20 protein-coding genes and 1 pseudogene are annotated in these 24,169 nt (G+C 47.0%); 10 read left to right on the top strand and 11 right to left on the bottom strand.

The window, feature by feature from the left end; genetic code table 11:
* Window positions 1-38: 38 nt before the first annotated feature.
* Window positions 39-3,086, bottom strand: coding sequence for a SusC/RagA family TonB-linked outer membrane protein (locus RQM65_RS11685; RefSeq protein ID WP_314015197.1), 3,048 nt, complete (start codon window positions 3,084-3,086; stop codon window positions 39-41).
* A gap of 258 nt (window positions 3,087-3,344) precedes the next feature.
* On the opposite strand from RQM65_RS11685, the gene RQM65_RS11680 reads away from it, so the two are divergent.
* From RQM65_RS11680 to RQM65_RS11670, 3 genes are all read left to right on the top strand, one after another.
* On the top strand, window positions 3,345-4,754 hold the full coding sequence (locus RQM65_RS11680; protein WP_314015196.1) for an alkaline phosphatase PhoX: 1,410 nt from the start codon (window positions 3,345-3,347) through the stop codon (window positions 4,752-4,754).
* 414 nt (window positions 4,755-5,168) lie between these two features.
* Window positions 5,169-6,896, top strand: a complete 1,728-nt coding sequence (locus RQM65_RS11675; RefSeq protein ID WP_314015194.1) for a tetratricopeptide repeat protein — start codon at window positions 5,169-5,171, stop codon at window positions 6,894-6,896.
* Between the two features lie 95 nt (window positions 6,897-6,991).
* A complete protein-coding gene (locus tag RQM65_RS11670) occupies window positions 6,992-8,017 on the top strand; it encodes a 3-keto-disaccharide hydrolase (protein ID WP_314015192.1) in 1,026 nt (341 codons plus the stop codon).
* Window positions 8,018-8,096: 79 nt separating this feature from the next.
* On the opposite strand, the gene RQM65_RS11665 is transcribed toward RQM65_RS11670, so the two are convergent.
* Complete coding sequence (locus tag RQM65_RS11665) at window positions 8,097-8,399, bottom strand: monooxygenase (RefSeq protein WP_314015190.1); 303 nt, start codon at window positions 8,397-8,399, stop codon at window positions 8,097-8,099.
* A gap of 217 nt (window positions 8,400-8,616) precedes the next feature.
* On the opposite strand from RQM65_RS11665, the gene RQM65_RS11660 reads away from it, so the two are divergent.
* The 4 genes from RQM65_RS11660 (at window position 8,617) to RQM65_RS11645 (ending at window position 12,958) form a co-directional block, all read left to right on the top strand.
* Entirely contained in the window at window positions 8,617-9,669 is a 1,053-nt protein-coding gene (locus tag RQM65_RS11660) for a serine hydrolase domain-containing protein (RefSeq protein WP_314015188.1), read from the top strand.
* A 137-nt stretch (window positions 9,670-9,806) separates the two neighbouring features.
* Window positions 9,807-10,733 (top strand): hypothetical protein, encoded by a 927-nt coding sequence (locus RQM65_RS11655; RefSeq protein WP_314015186.1) that lies wholly within the window; start codon window positions 9,807-9,809, stop codon window positions 10,731-10,733.
* A 402-nt stretch (window positions 10,734-11,135) separates the two neighbouring features.
* The gene (locus RQM65_RS11650; RefSeq protein ID WP_314015184.1) at window positions 11,136-11,873 is read left to right on the top strand and encodes an FRG domain-containing protein; all 738 of its coding nucleotides are present in this window, start codon (window positions 11,136-11,138) and stop codon (window positions 11,871-11,873) included.
* Entirely contained in the window at window positions 11,870-12,958 is a 1,089-nt protein-coding gene (locus RQM65_RS11645; RefSeq protein WP_314015182.1) for a GmrSD restriction endonuclease domain-containing protein, read from the top strand. Before RQM65_RS11650 ends, RQM65_RS11645 begins: the two co-directional genes overlap by 4 nt.
* Window positions 12,959-13,019: 61 nt before the next feature.
* Here RQM65_RS11645 and RQM65_RS11640 read toward each other — a convergent pair.
* Window positions 13,020-13,385, bottom strand: a pseudogene (locus RQM65_RS11640) (group II intron maturase-specific domain-containing protein); the annotation flags it as partial.
* Between the two features lie 17 nt (window positions 13,386-13,402).
* On the opposite strand from RQM65_RS11640, the gene RQM65_RS18935 reads away from it, so the two are divergent.
* Both RQM65_RS18935 and RQM65_RS11635 read left to right on the top strand, forming a co-directional pair.
* A complete protein-coding gene (locus tag RQM65_RS18935) occupies window positions 13,403-13,561 on the top strand; it encodes a hypothetical protein (protein ID WP_432279866.1) in 159 nt (52 codons plus the stop codon).
* Window positions 13,562-13,829: 268 nt separating this feature from the next.
* On the top strand, window positions 13,830-15,446 hold the full coding sequence (locus tag RQM65_RS11635; RefSeq protein WP_314015181.1) for a M28 family metallopeptidase: 1,617 nt from the start codon (window positions 13,830-13,832) through the stop codon (window positions 15,444-15,446).
* Window positions 15,447-15,557: 111 nt separating this feature from the next.
* On the opposite strand, the gene RQM65_RS11630 is transcribed toward RQM65_RS11635, so the two are convergent.
* Genes RQM65_RS11630 through RQM65_RS11610 form a run of 5 tightly spaced genes read right to left on the bottom strand, consistent with a single transcriptional unit; the run spans window position 15,558 to window position 20,692 of the window.
* A complete protein-coding gene (locus RQM65_RS11630) occupies window positions 15,558-16,535 on the bottom strand; it encodes a phosphotriesterase family protein (RefSeq protein WP_314015179.1) in 978 nt (325 codons plus the stop codon).
* Window positions 16,520-17,878: an FAD-dependent oxidoreductase gene (locus RQM65_RS11625; protein WP_314015177.1), complete on the bottom strand. Its 1,359-nt coding sequence runs from the start codon at window positions 17,876-17,878 to the stop codon at window positions 16,520-16,522. Before RQM65_RS11625 ends, RQM65_RS11630 begins: the two co-directional genes overlap by 16 nt.
* A 7-nt stretch (window positions 17,879-17,885) precedes the next feature.
* Window positions 17,886-18,671 carry a sugar isomerase domain-containing protein gene (locus tag RQM65_RS11620; RefSeq protein WP_314015176.1) on the bottom strand — a complete coding sequence of 262 codons (786 nt, stop codon included), beginning with the start codon at window positions 18,669-18,671 and terminating at the stop codon, window positions 17,886-17,888.
* An 18-nt stretch (window positions 18,672-18,689) separates the two neighbouring features.
* Window positions 18,690-19,484: an SDR family NAD(P)-dependent oxidoreductase gene (locus RQM65_RS11615; RefSeq protein ID WP_314015174.1), complete on the bottom strand. Its 795-nt coding sequence runs from the start codon at window positions 19,482-19,484 to the stop codon at window positions 18,690-18,692.
* 14 nt (window positions 19,485-19,498) lie between these two features.
* Window positions 19,499-20,692: a Gfo/Idh/MocA family protein gene (locus RQM65_RS11610; RefSeq protein WP_314015172.1), complete on the bottom strand. Its 1,194-nt coding sequence runs from the start codon at window positions 20,690-20,692 to the stop codon at window positions 19,499-19,501.
* Between the two features lie 351 nt (window positions 20,693-21,043).
* Between RQM65_RS11610 and RQM65_RS11605 the strand changes: the two genes are divergently transcribed.
* Complete coding sequence (locus tag RQM65_RS11605) at window positions 21,044-21,706, top strand: sterol desaturase family protein (protein ID WP_314015170.1); 663 nt, start codon at window positions 21,044-21,046, stop codon at window positions 21,704-21,706.
* Between the two features lie 11 nt (window positions 21,707-21,717).
* On the opposite strand, the gene RQM65_RS11600 is transcribed toward RQM65_RS11605, so the two are convergent.
* From RQM65_RS11600 to RQM65_RS11590, 3 genes are read right to left on the bottom strand one after another with little or no spacing between them, the layout of a single operon-like run.
* Complete coding sequence (locus RQM65_RS11600) at window positions 21,718-22,494, bottom strand: SDR family NAD(P)-dependent oxidoreductase (protein WP_314015169.1); 777 nt, start codon at window positions 22,492-22,494, stop codon at window positions 21,718-21,720.
* Between the two features lie 29 nt (window positions 22,495-22,523).
* Window positions 22,524-23,069, bottom strand: coding sequence for a YceI family protein (locus tag RQM65_RS11595; protein ID WP_314015168.1), 546 nt, complete (start codon window positions 23,067-23,069; stop codon window positions 22,524-22,526).
* 27 nt (window positions 23,070-23,096) lie between these two features.
* Window positions 23,097-24,146: a formylglycine-generating enzyme family protein gene (locus tag RQM65_RS11590; RefSeq protein WP_314015166.1), complete on the bottom strand. Its 1,050-nt coding sequence runs from the start codon at window positions 24,144-24,146 to the stop codon at window positions 23,097-23,099.
* Window positions 24,147-24,169 lie beyond the last annotated feature (23 nt).

The following is a 24,169-nucleotide window of genomic DNA, read 5'->3' as shown; positions in this document are numbered from 1 at the left end:
GTTTTTCTGTGGAAGCGCTTGATCTATTTATGCAACTCTCAAAAATTAATTTGGGTACCTACCGAAATCGTCCGCGAACTGGGATACTGTCCTCTTGAAAATCCAGTGGTAAGATTACTTTCCTGTTCACTATCCCCGTCGAACTGGCTGGTTTCGGGATCTTTAAGTCTAAAGTCGGACAGTACGAACAGATTGGTGCCCACGGCGTAGATATTGATGCCCTTGATCCCTTTTAGTCCCATTTTTTCAACGGGAACATTATATCCCAGCCGAAGGCTTTTTAGTCTTATGTGGGAGGCATCCTCGATCATGACCGAGTTGTTGAAGATTTCCGACAAGGCGGCCACGGCTCCCGCTCGCGGAATGTCCGAATCGGGATTGTCGGGCGTCCATCGGTTCAGGGTCTCCTTGTATTTTGTAGTTTCCGATCGACCAAAATAGGCAGTCTGGGTCAGGCTGTTGAAGACCTCGTTGCCCGAAGTGCCCTGAAAGAAAAAGTCAAGGTCGATGTTCTTGTACGATAGGGTGTTACCGATTCCGAAGTAAAAGTCGGGCTGGGGACTTCCCAATACTACAAAATCGTCTTCCGTAATTTCGCCGTCGCCGTTCGTATCTTCAAAGCGAGGACCGCCTACGTCGTGATTGCCCCCAAGACCTGCCGCATCGATTTCCGCCTGTGATTTCCAAGTCCCCAAATAGCGAACTCCCGTAAATACCGGCACACTTTCACCGACAATAATCCGGGCTCCGGTCCCTCCCTGCTGGGCCGGAGTGACCAAGTTGATAAAATCGACACCTCCCAGATCGGTCACCTTGTTTCGGTTCGCCGACAGGGATAGCGATGTCGACCAGCGAAAATTATCGTTCGAAACATTGATACTGTTCACCAAGAATTCCATACCCCTATTTTCGACCTGACCGATGTTTTGCAGCTTGCTCACAAAACCGGTCTGTCTGGGTATCTGCGCGTTGAGCAACAGGTCACTGGTCTGTTTTTGGTAATAATCGATCTCAAGGGAAAGCCGGTTGTCGAAAAAGCCCATTTCAAGACCTATATCGAGCTGCTCGGTAGTTTCCCATTTAAGAGCGGGATTTTCGGGACGGCCCAAAGTCACCCCCGAATTCTCGATTCCGTTGAACGTCGTATTGGCCACATCCAGTAGCGCCAAAGTTCTATAGGAAGGTATCGCCTGACTACCCGACAAACCGTAACTGGCACGCAGTTTTAGGTCGCTAAAAACGTTTAACTCCTTGATAAAGTCTTCCTCGGATAACTTCCACGCAAATGCTCCGGAGGGAAAAAACGCATACTTATTGCCCGGCGCAAAACGCGACGAGCCATCTACCCTTCCAACCAGCGTGAACAAATATTTATCGTTCAGGGAATAATTGATTCTGCCCAGCCAGGAAGCCAATTGGTAGGAATCATAACCAGATCCAAGCTGGTTCCGGGTAGGATCGGCCCCAAAACTCAGATTGTTAAAACCCGTAACATCATTGGATAATCCGAAAGATCGGGAAAAATTTGTCTCAAATTCAGTTTTCTGAAGGGTAAACCCAGCCAATACGGTCAAATGGTCGTTTTCACCAATATCGGTATCGTAGGTCAATGTATTCTCATTGATAAAACTGACCCGCAATGAATTGTCGATTCGGGCATCGCCGCCCTCATCGGTAATCAGGTTGTCCGGCAGGGCTCCGGGATTAAATCGATTTCTCTTATAATCGTTGATTTCGGGACTGAAGGTGGATCTGAACACCGTATTTTCCCAGGGCCTGAACTCGAGATAAACGTTGCCAAGGATATTAGTCTCCAAGTTGTGATCTTGTTTTAGCCGAATATCGGCCTCATAATTCGGTGTAATGCCATCGGTAATTGGATCCAGGGCGGTATAGTTTCCTTCGGAATCAAAAATGGCTCTGGTCGGGGTCGTTTCCAGGTACAGGGCATCGATGTTGAATTTGGTATTTTCCTGTCGTAATTTGGAAATGTTGGCCCTGAAACCGACCTTGAACATGTCGGACAATTTTATATCCATATTGGCACGGAAAACGTACTTTTCGATGCCTGTAGCACGCACCAGTCCCTTTTGATCGAAATAGTTGCCTGAAATGTAATAGTTCACGTCGCGATTCTCGGAAACCCCGGAAACGCTCACATCGACATTTTGCACAGGAGCGGACTGGGTCACTTGGTCAATCCAATCCACGTTAGGTACATTATCCAAATTCGCAAATGGAAGGGCCGAATTTCGAAAGGCCGCATCCTCGTTGGCGTAGGCCGCATGCTCCGGGCCATTGAGGAAATCGACTTGGGTGACCATCGACTGCAATCCACCGTAAGCGTTTATCGAAACATTAGTTGTCCCCCCCGGGGCCCCGGCACCACTTTTTGTCGTTACCAAAATGACCCCATTGGCACCTCGAGTTCCGTATATTGAAACGGCTACGGCGTCCTTTAAGATATCAATGGATTTGATGTCGTTGGTATTGAGGTTGCTCAAATTGTAATCCGTACCCACGATAATCCCATCAATCACCCATAGGGGTTCGTTATTGCCCTGGATGGAATTACCACCCCGAATTCGGATGGTCGTTGCCGCGCCAGGTTCCCCGCTGATCTGGGAAACCTGCACTCCCGAGGCTCTTCCTTGCAGCGTCTGATCCACCCTCGCGGCAGGCAGGTTCGCCAACTCATCACCCCCCACCTGGCTTACCGAACCTGTTAGGTCTTTTTTACGTACTTCACCATAACCGATGACCACCACCTCATCCAAGAGGGCGGCATCTTCCGCCAGTACCACGTTCAGGTCGGTCCGTCCGTTTACGGCAACCTCTTGGGAACTATATCCCAGGGCACTAAAGATCAGAATGGCATCGGACGGAACGTTGATGGAGTAGTTCCCGTCAAAATCGCTGGCTACCCCGTTGGTCGTGTTCTTCTGAACCACATTGACCCCTGGCACCGGTTCGTTCGTTGTGGCATCGGTTATGACGCCCGATACGCTAATCTCCTGTGCCTGGCCAATGGCAGCCAGTTGCAAGAATAAAAGAAAAAATAGTAGTTGCTTTGTTTTCAGTTTCATAGGTCGGCTGTTTATTTTGGATATATTTGATAGTTGCCAAATAAGAACAATAATTCCGGTCCATAGCAAATCAGGTTCTCCCCAAATATAATTAATTTAACATAAGTTTAATCGAAAAATCTGACTATCGAAATTGTCGAACCGTCACTAAATAGCTTATTAACAACCACGAAACGGAAATCACCTTATAAATAATTGGTATATGCAAAAGGTGTTCAAATCTCGAAAAATGAATAGTTTTAACAAACGAATAAAGATATGAATCAACAAAAGGCAAATAATAGTGAGACGGGAAGAAGGGCATTTATCAAACAATCTACCTTGGCGAGCTTGGGCTTTATGGCCTTTGCGCAACGGGCGCTCTATGCGAAAGACACGACCCTTTTTACCGAAAACGCTAGCGACTATCTGAAGCTTGTCCGTGATAATCAAGGGTATTTGGACTTGCCCGAGGGATTTTCCTATAAAATCATATCAAAAGCGGGCCAAAAAATGAACGATGGCTTCCTCGTTCCCGGAAGACCGGATGCCATGGGGGCTTTTTATGGCGATACCGATAACCACGTTATTTTGGTCAGAAACCATGAGAACAATCCTGAGCCCCTGGAAGATAGTCCGTTTGGAAAAGAAAATGAATTGCTGCGCCAAATAGATCCAGCTTCGCTATACGATGCCGGTCAAATGCAAAAGCCCAGTCTTGGAGGCACCACCACTTTGGTATTTAACGAGAGTACACAAGAAGTCGAAAGGCAACACCTTAGTTTGGCAGGCACCAATCGAAATTGTGCGGGGGGCATAACCCCATGGGGCTCCTGGCTCACTTGTGAGGAAGATGTGACTACCGCTGAGGGTAGCGTCGAAAAAGACCACGGCTTTGTGTTCGAGGTACCTGCCATCGAACAGGGCCTCGCCAACCCTGTTCCTATAACGGGCATGGGGCGCTTCAATCATGAAGCGGTGGCCGTAGACCCGAACAGCGGTATCGTTTACGAGACGGAAGACCGCCACGACGGACTCATTTATCGCTACATTCCGAATGTCAAGGAAAAGCTATTGGAGGGAGGCCGCTTACAAGTTTTGGCCTTAAAAAATCGTCAAAGCCTTGACACCCGGAATTGGGAGGGACCGCTATTTCCCCTGAATGAACCCATTGAAGTGGAATGGCTGGACATCGACGACGTGGTATCGCCCAAAGATGACCTCCGATTTCGGGGCTTTGAAATGGGAGCGGCGAGGTTCGCCCGCGGCGAAGGGATGTGGTACGGCGAAAACGAAATCTATTTTGTGTGTACCAATGGGGGGGCTAATAAGCATGGCCAGATATTCAGGTATAGAATTTCCCCGGACGAAGGCAACGAAAGTACCGGTACGGTCCCTGCCACTTTAGAGCTTTTTGCCGAGTCTATGGACAAGAACGTGCTTCATATGTGCGATAACCTTACCATTGCCCCGTGGGGCGATCTCATTCTCTGTGAAGACAATGGCGAGCTGAACCATTTAAGGGGAATTAAACCCGATGGAACCACATACACTTTTGCTACCAACACTAGTTCTACATCAGAAATGGCCGGCGCGGTATTTTCGCCTTCGGGAAAGACCCTTTTTGTAAACCTTCAGGAGAATGGCGATACCATAGCCATCACGGGGCCTTGGGAGGACCTATCCTGAGGTTTGATGTGCGTTCGATAGTAGCATTCAAATGGATGATCCACCCGATCGGCCTGTTTGCACCCTTTTTGAGAGAAATGCCCGAAATATTATATCAATATGGCCGGGATTACATGTTTGACAGCAGTAAATTTGAAAAACGGTTCGGTGTTTTGCCGATGCCTTACGATGTGGGTATCAAGCAAATGATTACTGCCGACGATCCCAAATAGGGAAACTAAGAGCCTATTTTAACCCTTAAAAACGCTTTTAAGGTTCGAAGGATGGCCCTCATCCTATTTTACCATTTAAAAATTCATTACCTTTAAACATTATCCCTCCCCCTTCCCCCATTAAATTCCCCCTCAATATTTTGATATCTCAATGCTTGGCATTGTGTGTCCCCCATTGACACTATCATTAAATCATCGTCCTATGAAAACAAAAGTAAGCCTGGCCGCACTCGCCATATTGCTGTTATCGGCAATCTATGTATCCGTCCCAAGATCGGAAGCCAATACCGACAACTTCCAAAAGGCAGGTATGAATCCTATTAAGTGTACTGTTGCCAAATACCTATTGAGCGATGTGGATACTACCCGACAAATCGCCCCCTTGTTCGAAAATTTAGGTAACCTCACTGTTCCGATCAGTACGCGCAATGGGGAGGCACAAAAATTTTTCGATCAAGGGGTACGGCTTAGCTATGCCTTTAACCATGCCGAGGCACATCGCGCCTTTATGGAAGCATCGCGGCTCGACCCCAATTCGGCCATGACCTTTTGGGGACAGGCCTATGCTCTAGGGCCCAACATCAACGACGCGCTTCCCGACGATGAACGGAAGCAAAAAGCCTATGAGGCCCTCGAAAAGGCAGAAAAGTTGGCCGCCCAGGCAAATCCAAAGGAACAAGCCTTGATCGAAGCGCTGGCTGCCAGATATAGCGAGGATTTAACGGAGGATATCGCCGATTTGAACAACGCCTATATGCAAGCCATGGCCAAGGTCGTAGAAAAATTCCCGGAAGATGCCAACATACAGACCATGTACGGGGAATCGATCATGAACACCATGCCCTGGAACTATTGGGACAATGAGGGCAATCCCGCTTCCAATACGCTAAAGGGTAAGTCGGCCTTGGAAAAGGCCATTCAACTCGATCCCGATCATCCGGGTGCACATCATTATTACATTCACATGATGGAGCTTACCGATCCGGATCTTGCCGTGCCCAGTGCCGACAAGTTGGGGGCCTTGATGCCGGCTGCCGGGCATATCGTACATATGCCAGGGCACATCTATATTCGTGTAGGTCGCTATCAAGATGCGGTAAAGGCAAATCAGGAAGCCATTTTGGCCGACGAGGATTATATCTCGCAATGTTTTGCGCAAGGAATGTACCCCTTGGCTTATTATCCGCATAACCTGCATTTTTTGTGGTCGGCCGCCAGTTTATTGGGCGATAGCAAGACAGCTATCGATGCCGCCAAAAAAACTGCGGAGAAAGTGCCTGCGGCAGAACTGGCAAGCCTACCATTCTTGCAAGATTTTGCCTCTACCCCCCTTTTGGCCTATACCCGATTTGGCAAATGGAACGAAATATTGACGATACCGTATCAAGGGGATGACTACAAACACCTCAAACTCATTCGTCACTATGCCCGGGCAATAGCCTTTCTAAGAAAGAATAATTTGAAAGAGGCCAAGGAAGAATTGGTGGCTATTGAAACCATGAAAAACGACCCGGAACTCGAAAATATTGTCGCCAATTATACCAACTCCAGTTCAAGTATAGCCAAGGTAGCACTTGCCGTAATATCAGGTGAAGTTGCTGCCGCGGAAGGCGACTTGGCCAAAGCTATCGAACACCTTCGGGAGGCTGTTGTGTTCGAAGACCAATTGATTTACAGTGAACCCGCGCCATGGCATATTCCGGCGAGACAGACCTTAGGTTCCGTGTTATTGAAAGCCAAGAAATATGGGGAAGCCGAAAAAGTATATAGAGAAGATCTCGAAGAACTCCGTCAAAACGGGTGGTCTTTAATGGGTCTTTACCAAAGCTTGATGGCACAAAATAAAAAGGAAGAAGCTGAGGAAATTAAAGAAGAATTCGGCAAGGCTTGGAAGGATGCCGATATTGAGATATCCACATCGGTACTGTAAAAGGAACTAAATTCATTTGAAAATAGGAGGGATTTTGAAATAATTGGTTAAATTGAATCTTAATTGCCAATTCAGGTAATGTAAGATGTTCTCAAATGAAAAATACCATCCTATTTATCGCAGTCGTTCTACTTAGCACTCCCATGGCTTGGGCGAACCCTTTCGCACAATCGGCAAGTACAGAAAACCCGTTCTTGGGCGCTTGGGCCTTGGATATCGAAGGCGGCGGGGTCGGCTGGTTGAACGTGCATGACCAACGGAGCTTTCTGGATGCCGAACTACTCTGGATCGGAGGGAGCGTCCTTCCCGTGTCGGATGTGTATCTAGCGAATGACAATACCCTGGTAGTAACCCGCACCAACGAAGTGACCAAGACAGAAAAAGGAGCGGCCGACGAACGCAAACATATTCGCACCTATACGCTGCGAATCAAAAAATCAGGGGAACAACTACAGGGCACCATGACGGGCCCTTCATGGGGCGATGTCGGGGAAACTACCCAGAAATTTACCGGAAAACGCATGCCCCCGATGCCCGATACCCCCAATTTGAGTAATGTGGAATACGGAAAGCCGATATCGCTTTTTAATGGTAAAAACTTGGATGGTTGGCGACTCGTCAATCCCAAACATACAAACGGATTTAACGTAATCGACGGGGAATTGGTGAACGATCCCGTTCAACCCAAAGCCGGGGACCATGTCAATTACGGTAACTTGCGAACCGAGCAGGAATTCGAGGACTTCAACCTAAAACTGGAGGTCAATGTGCCCGAAGGCAATAACAGCGGTGTCTATCTCCGAGGAATGTACGAGATTCAAGTAGTGGACTCATACGGGAAGGAAGCCGACTCCCATAACATGGGCGCTCTCTACAGTCGGGTGTCCCCCAGTACCACTGCCGAAAAGCCCGCCGGCGAATGGCAGAGTTTAGACATCACGTTGTACGACCGTTACTTAACGGTCGTGCTCAACGGCGAAAAAATAATTGACAACGAGCCCGTGCGTGGCCCAACCGGAGGTGCAATCAGTTCCGATGTGCTCGCGCCCGGCCCCATCATCCTACAAGGGGACCATGGCAATGTTTCGTATCGTAATATTGTTTTGACCCCAGTGCTGTAGGCTATGGAGCTGCCATAAGAACATGATCTCACCTTCTCCTAAATGGTAATCTTACATTGAACTTTGGACTCCAACTTAATTAGAAAGGAGCTTTGCCAATGGTAGAAAGCTCATTATTTATTTCAAAAATTTTTCCCCTAATATCCGAATATCCAAATTCTGCCAATCTTTGTGAGTGCATTTTAAGGTATTGATCTGCGTTTTCTCGAGAATCGAACATATAAACGCCACCTGCCATTTCTTCCTTCTTACTTTCCGTCCAGAATTTCCAAATAAAACCAGGTTCTTTGGTAATACTTTGTGCAAGTTCTTTCATTTGATTTGCCATTTCTTTCCCCCAAATCTTCTTATGAGGAAAATCTACGTACATAATTACCGCCATAATATTCTATTTTTACATTAGAGGTAAAATTAGTGATAAGCCTGTAGCTTTCTTTAAAAATCCTTTGATGTGGTATTTAAAGGAAAAAAGGGGAGCGCGAAACGTAAAATCCTTAGGCTTGGCTCTTTAAAATGCCCGGCTTCGACCGACCGCCCCGTTTGTCACGAGCGGAGACGTTATGGGGGATTCAAGAAAAGAAGCATCATCTTGAAATAGTATGATGAAAAAACAAACAAAACGAGTTCTCAGAATAGCCTTTATTATTGCGAGCATAAGCTCTTTGTACTTCGTACCATGGATACTGGTAAAGGCCTGGATATTGCCGTTACCTGACACAGTTCAAGAACAGGTCAATGAGGCCATTGGTCATGGATTTGATGGAATGATCGTTTACGTGGACCAAGCTGGGAAACCACCGGAGTCTTATGCCGCAGGATGGCATGACCGGAAAAATAAAATACCTGCCTACCCGCAAGCCCTATTCAAAATTGCCAGTATTAGCAAATTATATGTTGCCGTTGCTACCGCAAAATTGGTAAATGACGAACGTCTGTCTTTGGATAAAACGCTCGCCGATTACATTCCCGCACTTGTGGGACGCATTGAAAATGCCGATAAAATCACCTTGAGAATGATGGTGCAGCATCGGAGTGGCATTCCCAATTTTACAGATATCATTGGCTATTGGGAAGACCCACCAAAAGCCAATAGAGAAAATCTTGAGTTGGTGCTGGATAAGCCAGCGGACTTTGAACCCGATGAAGACTATGAATATTCAAATACCAATTATTTGTTGCTAGGCGAAATTCTTGACCAAACATTGGGCTATAGCCATCACCAATATATCAAAGAGGAAATTTTAATACCGCTTGAGCTGAACAATACATACAGTTTGCTCAGTGAAGTAGATTTAGACGACGTTATGAGCGGGTATTACGTGGGTTACGATGACGATCTGAAAAAAAATGACTTTATAAACCCTGCCGGCTCAATGGTAGCTACAGCAGAGGATGTAGGTATTTTCTTGAGGGCATTGAACGACGGCTCCGTGTTTGATGAAGGGGAGCAGGAAATATATTCCTCCATTTACGTGTACGAACATACAGGGCTGCTTGTTGGCTATCAGAGTTTTGCCAGATACCATAAAGAGATTGACACCGTTGTCATTCAATTTAATAATACAACCAACTTTGATGGATATGACTGGAATCTAGCGGAAATCGTATATAATCGAATCGTAAAAATAGTAAGACGCAGAAACGGCTCATAATACTATATGGACTTGCGGACATATTTAAGATAACGGTCTAAACTACGGCAGCTAGGAAGCTTACATGGGTTGTCATTTAAACATGACATTCTTTACTTCTGCATCTGAAAAAATAGTGTTGAAAACCAACTTTCGTTATGGGACAGCGCAATGTATATATCGGATTTTTTCTTTTGACCCTCCTTGGGGTATATCCGGTGTTGGGTTACGGCCAACAAGTTAAAAATGTACTTGAAGCTTTTGAAGGCCTTAGTTCCGAACCGGAAATTATGGTTATTAGTAATACAATTGAAGTACCCAGTGAAGAGGGCCATTTACAGGGGGTTCAGCTAATCGAGAATAATGGGAATGAAAAACTGCTAATTTCGGGGAGTTCCCTTAAACAAGCATACATTTTGCAAGTCGACTTGGCGACGCAAAAAACGGATGCCCTAATTTCCCTGATGAAGGAACCGTATAGGCATGCGGGAGGCATTCAAGTCAGTGAACCCTATATCGTAGTAGGCATTGAAGACAATTTCACCAAGACCGCTTCAAAAGTTTGCTTGTATAATTACCGTGATGGCAACCTGAGCAAGGCCCGGCCAACTTTTAGTATGGACAGGAAAGGAGAAGCTAAGCGGCAAACCGCTGGATCAACGGGATTATTGGCCATCGATACGGGATATCTGATGGTAGTCAGCAATTGGGACAGTCGCAACTGGGACTTCTATCGCATTGATCCCGAAAAAAACAAACAAACAATGCTAGCGAGTTTTGCTGCTCCCGATGACTGGGCAAGCTATCAATCGATCAATCTTATTAGGGACGGGAAGGCCATTTATGCCATTGGATTTTACAACAAAGAACGTGTCGGTCATGCAGATCTGATTCTTGTGAGTAGTCCAGAAAATTTTGAACCCATAATGGAGAAAGTCAGCACCAAAACCTTTAACTGTACGAATGCAGTTGATTTTGGTGCCGCGGCCGGATTGCAAGTGGACAAGCAAGGAAATTTACATATTTGGGGAACACAAAGAGATCCGCTGAAACGAATTGCAGTAAACAAGTTTTCTCAACATTAAAATCAGTGAATACGCAGTCCCGGCCCCATTTACCTGCAGTGGATTAAGTCAATCTTGCTTATCGAAATTTTGTTTTGACACCGGTGTTGTAAAGATCAGTTCTGACAGATAAAAATAGTCGCATAGGCCTAGGTTATGCTTGATTATCTATCTAATTCTTGCACTGCTTTCGTAGTAATTTTTTTCCTAATTATCCTACGGAAAGTCGTAAGAATAGCTTTGATTATTTTACTATCTTGCAGTTCCTCATTTCTTAGTGTCTTACCCTTATTTTGTTTTTCTAACATTTTTGGTAAAATTTAAGTATGTGTTATATATCTGAATAATTTGGAGATATAGGTCATATGTTTTTTATACAATTATTAGCGGCAATAGACGAACAAGAAAGAATAAACTCTTAATATGAGTAAGACAATAAATAGCATAAGTGATTTAATAGAAATATTAAAGACTGACTTTGAAGATTTCAGTGAAGATATTTGGTTTAGAGGCCAATCAGATTTTGACTGGAAACTATCACCAGGGTTAATGAGGCTGAGCGAAGCACCTTCGGAGGGTACTCTTCTGACCAGATTTAAGCAATCTGCAGGTATGCTTATAAATGCTAGCCCTAAAGACGATTTTGACTGGCTCTTTTTAATGCAGCATTACGGAGTTCCGACAAGACTGCTTGATTGGACAGAAAGTCCGCTAACAGCATTGTATTTTGCCGTAATAGGGGAAGAAAATGACGATAAAGATGCCGCACTATGGTCATTAAAGCCAACAGAGCTTAATAAGATCGCTAATATTAGTACTAATGAGAAGAATTTCATTCCGTCTTTTGATGATGACGAATTAAAAATGTATTCTGTAGAAAAACTCAGTTCTAACCCTAGAAATAAGCTAGCTCCAATTGCAACTATTGCTACTCGAAACAGTCCTAGAATTCAAGCACAACTAGGAGTTTTTACAATCCACCATTTGGACAACAAAGCGGTCGAAGAATTTTGTTCAAATGAGGAGGTTTGCAAGTATAAAGTCCCTGCTGATTCCAGACAAAATATCAGAAAAGAACTTGAACTGTTGAGTATAAATAAATTCACTTTATTCCCAGAGCTATCGAGTATTGGGGAAACATTAAAAAAAGGACTTAAATGAGTTACATAGAAACTAATCCGATACAACATTCCACGATTCTCAGAATATATTCTGAAAGGGATGAAATCATTACTGATCCGGAATATCAAAGAAATGGTGGGGTATGGACTCTTGAGAAAAAGAAACTTCTTATTGATTCAATTATTAACAACTATGACATTCCTAAAATTTACTTTCATCAGTTTTCACGTGATGAAAAAAGAGAAACAGGAAAGTCTTATGCTATAATTGATGGTAAACAAAGATTAGAGGCGATTTGGGGGTTTATTGAGGGAGATTATTGTCTAGATGACGACTTTGATTACCAGGATAATCCACAACTTAAATTAGGTGGATTAAGCTATGACGATTTAGCTAAAGAACACCCAAAGGTTTTAATAAATTTCGACTCCTTTGTTCTACCAATTGTTGGTGTGCAAACAGATGACTTAGACCTGATTGAAGACATGTTTTCACGTTTAAATGAATCGGCACCACTAAATGCAGCTGAAAAGAGAAATGCCTTTGGAGGTGATATGGTCAGGGCCATTAGAGAGGTTGCTAGTCATAGTTTTTTTACAAATAAAGTACGATTTAACAATAATCGCTATCAGCACTATGAAGCTGCAGCGAAATTCTTGCTTGTTGAAACAAGTGAACATGAGTCGAATAAAATAATTGACACAAAGAAGGTTTATCTAGATAGTATGACTAGAAGATATAAATCAGGAAAATCCTCTCTTGTTGATGACTTTAAGACAACGGTTATAAATGTAATGGATGTAATGGCAGGCTGTTATTCCAATAACGACTTGCTTTTACGAGCACAAGGATCAATGGTAGTTAATTATATGCTATTTAAATGGGCTGATGAAAACAGTATAAATATTAATCGTTCCTGGTTATTGAAATTTGACCAAGAAGTAAAGGATAATAGACGTTCAGCTGAAACAAATTATGAAGGAGCAAATTACGAACTTCTAGAGTTTGATAGATTATCTCAGCAAGGAACAAATGATGCGTCTAGTATAAAAGAGAGGTTAAGAATATTAAAGGAATATATAGAAAAAGCCGCTAATCGAGTAGACGGGTCCGCCCCTAGTTAGGAACGGACTGCGCCTCTCACACCACCGTGCGTACGGGTCTCGTACACGGCGGTTCGTTATATCAGAACTTTACACTAAGGTAGTACGCTAGCATACTTTGATAACCTCTTTTGCCTAGGCGTTTTTCAGTAATAGTAGTTCTAAGTATAGGACTTTGAGCTACTGCCCATCCTCCCATTCTTGTCCTGCTCCAAGCATATGCCTGTCCCTGTTTTATACCTAGACCTATGAGATTCTTGCGTTTGCGCTCTGGTTTCTTCCAATCGTACCATATGCAGTAGCGTAGCCGGTTACGTAGCCATTCATCCAGCTTTTTAAGTTTGGTATGTATATTCCCTAATCGGAAATTGTTCGACCACCCTTTATAGATGGGTTTTAGCCGTTGTAACCTTTCCGCCAATGACAATGGAGGCGTTTTCTTGGTAAGATACCTGAGCTTGGGACATCGCGCGCGAGATGGGCGTCGACAAGAGCACCTTCTATTACTGGCGCAAGAAGTTCGGGGGCATGGAACTCGCCCATATGAGGCGCCTTTTTTTAGAAGTTAATGGCACTAAGATGAGAAAAGTGTCCGTTTTGCCCCGGAACAGCTGTCCGTTTTGAAACGGAATCACTGTCCGGCTTGCCCCGGAAAGGGTGTCCGTTTTATTCCGGAACGGCTGTCCGCTTTCCAGCGGAATGGGTGTCCGTTTTTACCGGATTGTGCAGTCAAAGCGTACGGATATTGAAGGTGTAACGGAGGTGTTGACAATTTAAACTACAAAACTCCCATTTGCTTTATAGTGCTGTTTTGTTGAACTTTACCAAGGAACATCGTCTGAGTTTAAATTCAGGCGTTTATTCAGAATATAACGGACAACAACAGAACAGCATGAGCAACTATCCAAAAATCGCATTGCTCCTACTCCTCGTAGGATGCCAACCCAACAACGCCGACACTGACAAAGCCCAAAAAGTAGATCAGACCACCATTGCTGAACATATCGAGACCTTGGCTTCCGATGCTTTTATGGGACGGATGCCGTTCACTGAAGGGGAGGAAAAAACCGTAAACTACCTAAAGTCCGAATTTGAAAAACTGGGCGTTTCGCCCGGTAATGGCGATAGCTATTTTCAAGAGGTGCCGCTGGTAGAGATTACAGGAAATCCCTCGGAGGAAATGGAGATATCGGGACCCAACGTGGACTTTGACCTCGAATTTCTCGAGGATTTTGTGGTCCTTACCAAAAAACCGGAGGAAAGCGTAAGCCTTGAAGATTCCGAATTGGTATTCGCGGGCTATGGTATTGTGGCTCCTGAGTACGATTGGAACGACTACGAGGGAGTGGATTGGACAGGTAAAACGGCGGTGGTGCTGGTCAACGACCCCGGTTTTGCCACCAAAGATTCTACGTTGTTCAAGGGCAACGCCATGACCTATTACGGCCGGTGGACCTACAAATATGAGGAGGCTGCCCGACAAGGGGCCGCGGGAGTGCTGATCATCCATGAGACCGCCCCGGCCTCCTACGGGTGGAACGTGGTGCAGAGCAGCTGGACCGGCCCCCGGCTTAATTTGGAGAGCGAAGCCCCGGTCACCGAGGTAGAAGGATGGCTGAGCAAAGAGGCTGCCAACAAGGTGTTCGAAGCGTCCAACATAGAAAACAAAGATTTCAATGCATTGGCCTTGAGCCAGGATTTTAAACCGGTGCCCCTGGGTGTGACGGCTTCCGTAGAAATCGATAACGCCATCGAAAGGGATGTCTCCCACAACGTAGTCGGCCTTATCGAGGGCACGGACCGAAAGGACGAGTATATCATCTATTCCGCCCATTGGGACCATCTCGGGATCGGACGTCCGGTGGATGGGGATTCCATCTACAACGGCGCAATCGATAATGCTTCCGGAGTTGCGGCCCTCCTGGCCATTGCCGAAGCCTTTAAAAAAGGTCCGCAACCAAAACGCTCCATCGTTTTTATGGCGGTGACCGCCGAGGAACAAGGTTTGTTGGGTTCGGGCTATTATGCCGAAAATCCTATTTATCCCCCCGAAAAAACCGTGGCCAACATCAATATGGATGCTTTTTCGAGTCCCGGGCCTATGAAAGACCTGACCATTACCGGCTACGGGCATTCCGAAATGGATGAATATGCCGAGGAAGTCGCCGAAAATCAAGGACGCTACGTCATTCCCGATCCCGAAGCGGAGAAAGGCTATTTCTTCCGGTCGGACCATTTTAATTTTGCCAAGATCGGCATCCCCGCCCTCTATGCCTCAGGATCTCATGAGGATTTTGAGCATGGCGTGGAATTCATCCAAAAAAAGAACGACGAGTACCGGGAGAAGCACTACCATCAACCCTCGGACGAATACGACCCCGAAACCACGGAATTGAGCGGGGTACGCTTCGATGTGCAACTGATGTACGAGGTGGGCCTCAAGCTGGCCAACGTATCCGATTTTCCGAAATGGTACGACAGCAGCGAATTTAAGGCGGCGCGGGACTAAAGTCGGCGGAGTGGCTTACCGTGGGGACTATGACCAAGCATCCTCTTCGGGCCTTATGGCCCGGAACAGAATCCTCGACCTACATATGACGCGTTTATTGTTTCATAGCTCTCATTGAATAAAGGAGTACAGTTGCCTTGGATTGTCGAAAAACACCTTGTTATAATAGTCCTCCAACCCCTTTGATCTGAGGAATTCAGGGATGGTGTCGATCAAGTAGTTCAAGCCAGGGGCTCCACCGTAACTTTTCCAATACGCACTTTTTGCCATGTCCATACCCAAGGTAATTTGATCGGGATAGTCGGGAAGCAACTGTTCCAACAGTTCCAGGGTGTAATTGGCACCGTCATTTTTCCACCGAAACGCACTGTCGTACTCTACGCGTACCCCCGTATCGAGCACCGCTTTATTGTAATCTACGTGCTTCGCCCGATCTACATGTGACAGCACCACATGCTCTAAATTTGCGCCCAGCCTTTCGAACAGCTTTGCCTGTTCCAAGGCCTGTCTTCCAAAATTGGTGTGGGTCAAGATGGGGGCTCCGGTTTCGAGATGGGCGTTGACAACGGCCCTGAAGATCAGTTCTTGATGTTTAGTGAAAGTTTCATCGCCGGTGGCCAATTTGAGAAGTCCGGCTTTATGGGGTGTCCTTTGAATATATGGTCCGCTGTAATCGAACCGGTCGATGCCTTTTTCGATGTCTTCGATAAAAAGTTGGGTCAGCTCATCTTCGGTGTAGGCATACCGCCAGTGGTTTTTTGGATAGTATATTTCTAGATGGATGCCCGTTGGCAAGATAATATTCACCCCGCTACGTTGACTAATGGCAACGGATTTCAACACATTACGCCCACAATTAGCGGGCATGGTATCTACGACCGTTCTTCCGCCAGCGGAATAAAATTCCGAAAGTTCCTCGGCAATTTTTTCGACATCGTTCAGTAAAAATTCCGGATGGGCCGCGGTCACATAGCTGTCCTCTATAACGATATGCTCGTGGGCATATGTGAGTCCCATTTCGGATACGGGCCGATCGCCTAAAACCGTTCTGAAGAATTTTTGGCGGTCGTACTCTAATTGTTTTTCCATCCGTCTCTTGAGGTATCTGCAGTTTTATCCGGCATTTCCAGAATGGCCCCTTGGTTTAGCAGGGCATCCTGGAGCTTGTTAAAATCAATGTTCTTTGCATTTTGGTCGGTGTCCAGGGAAACCAAAGCGGCCAACCCGGCCGCCTGGCCCATACTCATGGTCTGGGCCATGGATCGGCAGGAGGCATGGGCATCGTGGGTAGCTGAAAAACAGCGGCCGACCGCCCAGGTGTTCTGGCCGTTTTTGGGTACGATGGTACGATAAGGAACTCCGTAAACCCCTCCTTCCGGCACGTATTGCCAAAAAGTTTCAGAACCGCCGTCATCGGATTTGCGATGGTCTTCAATCGGCGCCCCACAAAGAAAAATCTGGTCGTCGAAGGTCTTGGCCTGCATACAGTCCGCTTTCGTCAAACGGTATTCCCCAAAGACCCTCCGGGTTTCCCGAACCCCGATCTGGTGGGAGAGGCCGATGATCTTGGCGTTTTGATATCCCGGCACTTCGGCCCGAAAAAAATCCTCAAAAACAAAGGCCTGTCGGCGGCCCTCGATTTCGGCCTTGGTGATGCCCTCAACATCAAGAGGGTCTAAGTCGACCACCTTGACGGCAACGGTAGAAATACATTTTGGCTGGCACATCTCATGGGCGGACCCTTCTTTCCGTGGTAGCGGATGGCTTCCCTTTTCATAGGCTTCCGCCATTTTTTCCTTCAGCATTTTCTTTCCCCCTGCGGCCTCGTATTCCTGCTGTTCCACGTTCGCCATACGAAAAGTGGTGGTCATGCTCTGCGCAGGCTCCTTTTCGCCCGCCTTTTCATAGGGGAGGTTCGCCCAATGGCAATAGTCGGCATCCCCGGAGGCATCGATGATCCGTTTGGCGGTGATGGAAAAAAATCCCATCCCCTTGTGAAAGAAGACACAGGTGGATGTCTCGCCTGTACTCTCCACGCCCACTAAGGTCGAATGGTAGAAAATCCGCACCCCGCCTTCCAACAAAAGATTGTCCCAGACCTGTTTCAGTTTTTCGGGATTGTAATTCACGCCCGTACCCGCCCCATAGGTATTGGGACGCAGGAAGATATTGCCGGTCCGGTCCAAGGCATCGACAACCCGATGTGGAATGCCGCCCACGATTTTTTTGGGGGACGCGGAGGGCGTAAAAAACCCATAGAACGTATCCAACATCTGCGTCGAGGTACCTCCCGGAAAACCGTAGCGTTCGACCATAGTAACTTCGTACTTGCCGCTTGCTGCCGCAATAGCCGCAGTAGAACCCGCACTACCGCTTCCGATAATCAGGATGTCGGTTTCGTAGAATTTTTTGATCGGTTTTGAAAACTTCATGGTTTTTTTATTCCTTTTTTCCCACATTCTCGTACAACTTCGCCAACCGATGGGCATGCTCGTCATAGGCCGATTCGAAAAGTTCGACCGCTCGTTCTTCACCTACGATTTTACCACTGCTCAGCACTTTGGGCGATTGTCCATTTTCGTGAAGTATTTTCGCAACTTCCGCCTTGATACAGTTTATTAGTAGTACCCCGCCCAAGGTAGAGCCTGGGGCAACGGGGGAATCCAGTCCCTCGAGATAGATCATGGCATCGCCCAGGGGCGCTCCTGTATCCAATACATAATCGGCGAAATCGGTCAGTTTTTTTCCATCTTCCTTTTTGGAGGTGCTGCCTTCCAAATGCAACCGGCTGACCAAAGCGACCACTTTGATATTGCGCTTTTGAAATTCCTCGGCCATCTCGATGGGCACCACGTTACATCCACTGGAAGAGACGACCAGCGCGGTATCTTGGGGACTCGTATCAAAATTACGGAGGATGCGGGCCGCCAGACCCGATACGTTCTCCAAGAACATCGCCTGCCGCTGTCCGTTCGCACCGACCACCAGATTGTGGAAGGACAGCGAAAGCTCCACAATCGGATTAAACCCGGGAAACGACCCATAGCGCGGCCACATCTCCTCGATCAGCATCCGGCTGTGGCCGGATCCAAATAGGTGCACCATACGTCCGTCTAAGATGGAGCGGGAGAAAATCCGGGCCACTTCCTGAATAATTGCCTCCTGGTTTTCGACAATCGAGAGAATCTCTTTTCCCTTGGCCAAATATTGTTTTGTTACGCTCATGCAATCGTTTTGTACGTATTAATTTCCTTGGGGATATTGCCCCTCGCTCAGCGTCCAGCCCCCATCCACGGCCAATATCTGGCCCGTGATAAACTTGGAGGCCGGGTGCAGGAACATCAGCACCGCCGTATTGATATCTTCGGCAGCTCCCGGACGGCCGCCATCGAGGGGTTGTTTTGTCTTTAGAAAGGAGAGGATCTCGTCATCTTCTGCCGCACGCTTGGCCATGGGCGTAATAAAGAGGCTTGGCGCGACTACGTTGACCCTAATGCCATACTCGGCGTAGTAGGATGCAATCGATTTCGAAAAGCCGATAATCGCCGATTTGGCCGCGGCATAGGCATGGGTCGTGAAATATTTGGGGGATGGGGAATAGCCCAGCACAGAGCCCATGTTCAAAATCGTCCCGGGGTTCTTATGTTCCAAAAAGTAATTGACCATCGCCTGATTGGAAAGCATCATCGAGGTCAGGTTCAGCTCCATGGTTTTGTTCCATCCTTCCAAAGAAATTTTATCCAGTGGACCGTCGCCCCATTTGCGACCGCTTCCGCCCGCGACATGGAACAGCCCGGTAATGCTTCCAAAGGCATCGTGCCCCCTTTGGATGGCTGTCCGGACGGTTTTTGGGTCGGTGGCATCGCCGCTTAGTGCAATACTGCCTTCCCCCAAGGTCTCGGCCGCCTTGACACAACTTTCTTCATTTCGACCCACGACCAGCACTTCGGCACCTTCGGACTTTAGGGCTACGGCCGCGGCCAGCCCCATTCCGGTGGTACCGCCCATAATGATATAAACGGTATTCTTAAAGTTCATTTTCCTTTTGATTCTCAATGTGAGACCTTGCGGGTAACCTCCCCTGTTTCTTTATGTTTTAACAGTATTGCCATATCCCCGTTGGGCAATAGTTCTTCCTTAATCAAATAGTGATCTTTATCGTACGATTGAAATTGTTTTTGGTCATCCTGAGGTTCTTCTCCACGCCAGTCTTCCAAAATGACGGGCTCCCAAACTTTGGTTTTGGCGGATTTAAATGCCGCATCTAAAATCGCATTGACCACGTAGCCGTCGTAAAATGTTTCGAGCGGATCCCTGTTCTCCTCGATGGCCTTAAACATATCGGTAAACATATGGGGATAGCCGAGTTCGTGCGCCTCGTCGCCGACGGGAAACAGCCAGCCGGTATTCGACTCCGCCTTTTCGGCCACATAACCTTCGCCCCCTTTTCCGGTCGTGAACATTTCAAAACCCGTACGCAAAAAGCTGTTGATCCAAATGGTGCCTTCGGTGCCCATAACCTCATCGCGCAGGTCCATTCCGCCACGGAACGTCCAGCTCACCTCGAACTGCCCGATGGCGCCGTTCGCATATTTTACCAGTCCGATGGCATGGTCTTCCGCATCGATCGGATGTACCTGTGTATCCGCCCAGCACATGACCTCAAGCGGTTTGATATTTTTCCCGATAAAATTGCGGCTAATTTCAACACAGTGGCATCCAAGATCGATGATGGCCCCGCCGCCGGATTTCTCCTTGTCCCAAAACCAGTCGCTGTGTGGGCCCGGATGTGCCTCGCGGGATTTCGCCCACAGCACCCTGCCGATATCCCCCTTTTTAATGCTTTCCATAGACTTCAAGAATTTGGGGGTGTAACAGAGGTCTTCCAAATAGCCTCCGAAAATCCCGGCTTCCTCGACGGCATCGAGCATGCGCTTGGCCTCCTTGGCGGTACGCCCCAGCGGCTTGGTACAGATGACGTGTTTTTTCACCCTGGCGCAGGCCAGCACTGCGGCCTCGTGCAAGTGGTTGGGCAAGGAAATCAGTACCACATCGACCTCGGGGTGGGCTATGGCCTCTTCCATATCGATGGTGTAATGCGGCAGACCGTAATCATCGGCAAAGCGTTTGGCGTTTTTTTCGTTGCGGGAGTACACCATGACCACATGGTCTTTTCGGCGTTGTGCATGAAGGGATTCGGCATAAAACCGGGCGATAAAACCCGAGCCGAGCATAGCGATTTTCATAGGCGTAGTTATTTGGACTGGCTAAAGTTAAGAGACATTTATCTAAAATGTATAGGATTTTATAACATTTCGAATTCAAAGTACCCCATCCTATCGTTTACCCACTTGTTTACGTAAAGCGGTGTTTTGCATTGTTTCTGATTCATATATTTTCCATCCGTTACAACGATCCTAGCTTTATGAAACGCCGATATCCACATATCAGAAAGCTGTTTCCAGTTAATACTCCCTTTCATGTCAATTTTTTTACCGATGCAATTCAGAATATATCAGAATTTTGTGAACTTTGAGTGTATTTTTTTGTAAAACTCAATGCACATCATTACCTAGGAGCGTATTAATAAGAATATTATGAAAAGTAGGAAACAACAAAGACCCAGACATAAAGGCAGCGGAACGGTTTTTAAAAATCCTGCCCTTGAAAAACTCACAAGAACTCATATCGCGGTGCCGTTGGTACTCTATCCCTTGGTTTCTGCAGGTTTCATTTATTATGGAGTTGCGGAGCTAGGGTTTACGGCCTCCCAAATGGCCCTCCTCTTTTTTATAGGAATGGTGGTCTACACCCTAGTCGAATATCTCATGCACAGATATCTTTACCATATCGCCCCCTACACCAAGGCCCTTGAGAAATTTAGCTATAAGGTGCATGGGGTGCACCACGAATATCCTAAGGATAAAAAACGCTTGGCCATGCCACCTATACTAGCCCTAGTGTTGGTGGCTTTCTTTTTTCTTCTGTTCGGGATTTTGATGGGGGATTATGTCTTTGGTTTCCTCCCGGGTTTTGTAATGGGCTATACCTTTTATCTAGGCATTCACTACAGCGTTCACGCCTTTAAGGTGCCAGACAATTTTCTGCGGGTCTTATGGCACCATCATGCGATTCACCATTACCGCCAACCGGATAGGGCGTTCGGAATATCGTCGCCCTTATGGGATTATATTTTCGGGACGATGCCCAAGTTGCGTAAGGATAACGCCGGCAAAGGGGAATACATCGATCCAGCGTAGAGAAAACTACTTCAATTCCCGTTCAAGCGGATGAATCCCCCATCTATAGGGAAATCGGTTCCCGTAATGAACGAGGCTTCGTCGGAGCAGAGATACAAGACCAGATCGGCTACTTCTTGAGGCATGCCCATGCGCCCGATAGGCTGGGTCTTTGAAAGTTCCTCAAACTTTTCATCCCGATTGTCCGGAAAATTGTTTTGAAGATAGCCTTCTACGAAAGGGGTGTGGATTCGTGCCGGGGAGATGCTGTTGCATCGGATGTTGTACTGCAAGTAATCCTTCGCCACCGAATACATCATACTCAAAGCTGCGCCTTTGGACATCGAATAGGCAAAGCGATCATTGATTCCCACAGATCCGGCTATCGAGGCCATATTCAAGATGACCCCACCTTTTTTCTTCATGTGGGGAACCGTGGCGTGCATACAATTGTACACGCCCTTTACGTTGACTTTATATATTCTGTCCATGTCTTCGGGCGTAGTATCTTCTACTTTCCCGATATGGGCAATACCGGCATTGTTGACCAGAATATCGATCGTACCTCTTTTCCCAATAGCCTCCAGTGTTTGTGTCACGGCATCGGATTCGGATACATCGCAAGTATGCACGGTCGCGTGTCCGCCTTCAGATTCGATTTCCTTCACCGCGTCTTCGGCCGCCGTTGGCTTTAACTCCAGAATATGTACGTGGGCCCCCTGCGCCGCCAAGGTCTTGGAGATGGCCTTTCCGATACCACTGCCGCCACCAGTGACGATGGCAGTTTTATTTGCTAAATTGAATTTCATTGCTTCCGATTTTAAATTCGCCTGACCTGTTATGACTTGGTAAATTCCAGATCGAATTTGACCGTGACCTCTTCCCCGACCACTATAGACCCGAACATCGCGCTGGGCGGTTCGATATCGTAATCTTTTAAGGTTATTTTTCTTTCCCCGGATATAAAAATGGCTCCGTCTTTTTGGGTAATGGTAGCCGGCACGGCCACTTGGTTTTCGACCCCGGCAATGTTCATTGTACCTTTCAGTTCCTGCTTCCCGCCCGTGGAGGTTTTGGCATTCTTGACCGAAAAAGTCACCTTGGGATGTTCTTCCTGCTTGAGGGCCTCATGCATCTTGGTATCCATAGCCTCGGCCCGACCACTTTCAATGTCGCTAACGGGCACCGAAAAAACAACCGAGCTTAGTGTGCCGGAATCTTCTTGCAGGCTTCCCTCCATCGTATTTGCGATAACGGTCCAATCGCTAACGGTCGAAGTGCCATCAATGGAAAGGGTACTTCCCTCGGTTAAAGTATACGTATCCTGAGCCCTGCCTACAAGGGCCGAACCGATTAAAAACAATAGTAACAAGAAATTCTTCATTGGTATCGCAATCGTTAAAACTAAATTTTACTCATCTAAAACCTTTGCCCAGAATTTCTGCTGCTCCTCGGGGCTGGGCTGTTCTTTCGGACTTACCAATCGGAACCCGACGTAGTTTGAATCGGTAAACCACCAAAAACTCTTGGGTATTTGAGGGTCGCGCTTCTGTTGCTTTAAGCTTGAAGCGGTTCTTGCAGCAGAGCGCAGCTTATCGGGATCGTCGTCCCACGAACCTCCTCGAATGACCCGCGGGTGGATTACGGTCGGTGTCACCCATGGATTGTCGTTTTCGGTAGAGGCGTAGGCATCCTCCTTGTATTCGTCAAGGGTCCACTCCGCCACATTCCCGTGCATATCATAAAGTCCCCACGGATTCGGTTCCTTGGTGCCTACCTTTTTATAACCGTTGTCCGAATTTTGATAATAAACGGCATAGGCATCGAGGTCGTCGATAGTGTCGCCAAAACTGTACGAGGTCTGTGTTCCTGCCCTGGCGGCATATTCCCACTCCGCTTCGGTAGGCAACCGGTAGAATTTTCCGGTAACCGTACTCAGCCATTTACAGAAAACCAAAGCCGAATAGGCGGACATACTGACCGCAGGAAACCCATCTTTGCCCATTCCATAAGAAGGGTCTTCATACGGCGGGCTCGGCCGCGTTATCGCATCGATCTTCACGGTCTTGTCTTCACTTAGCTTTACAAAGATTTCTTTGTTCTGTTTGAAGAATAGCTCGAAGACATCCCAGGTCAGTTCGTATTTGCCCATGTAGAACGGGTCTAAGGAAACTTCTTTTTGCGGCCCCTCGTCGGGTTTGCGTTCGGCTTCCGAATCGGGACTCCCCATCGTAAAACTTCCTCCGGGCAGCAATACCATTTCGAAACTGACATCGGTCTCGGGAATTTCTTCGGTATATGTTTCGGATGGGACAGAAGTGGTGGCCGATGAGGCCGTTTTCTTTGTGTCAGCCTGGGCGTCACTGCCTTGGTCGGAAACCGGCTTTTTGGTTTTACAGGACGCCAATAGTAACCCCGCAAGGCAAAGAAATAAGGGAAATTTGGTAATTTGGATGCTCATATAGTAGATTTTCGATAAAAATA

It is taken from the genome of Pricia mediterranea, from assembly GCF_032248455.1.
GTDB lineage: Bacteria > Bacteroidota > Bacteroidia > Flavobacteriales > Flavobacteriaceae > Pricia > Pricia mediterranea.
Note: the sequence above shows the minus strand (reverse complement) of the source record. Positions and strands in the feature narration are given on the sequence as shown.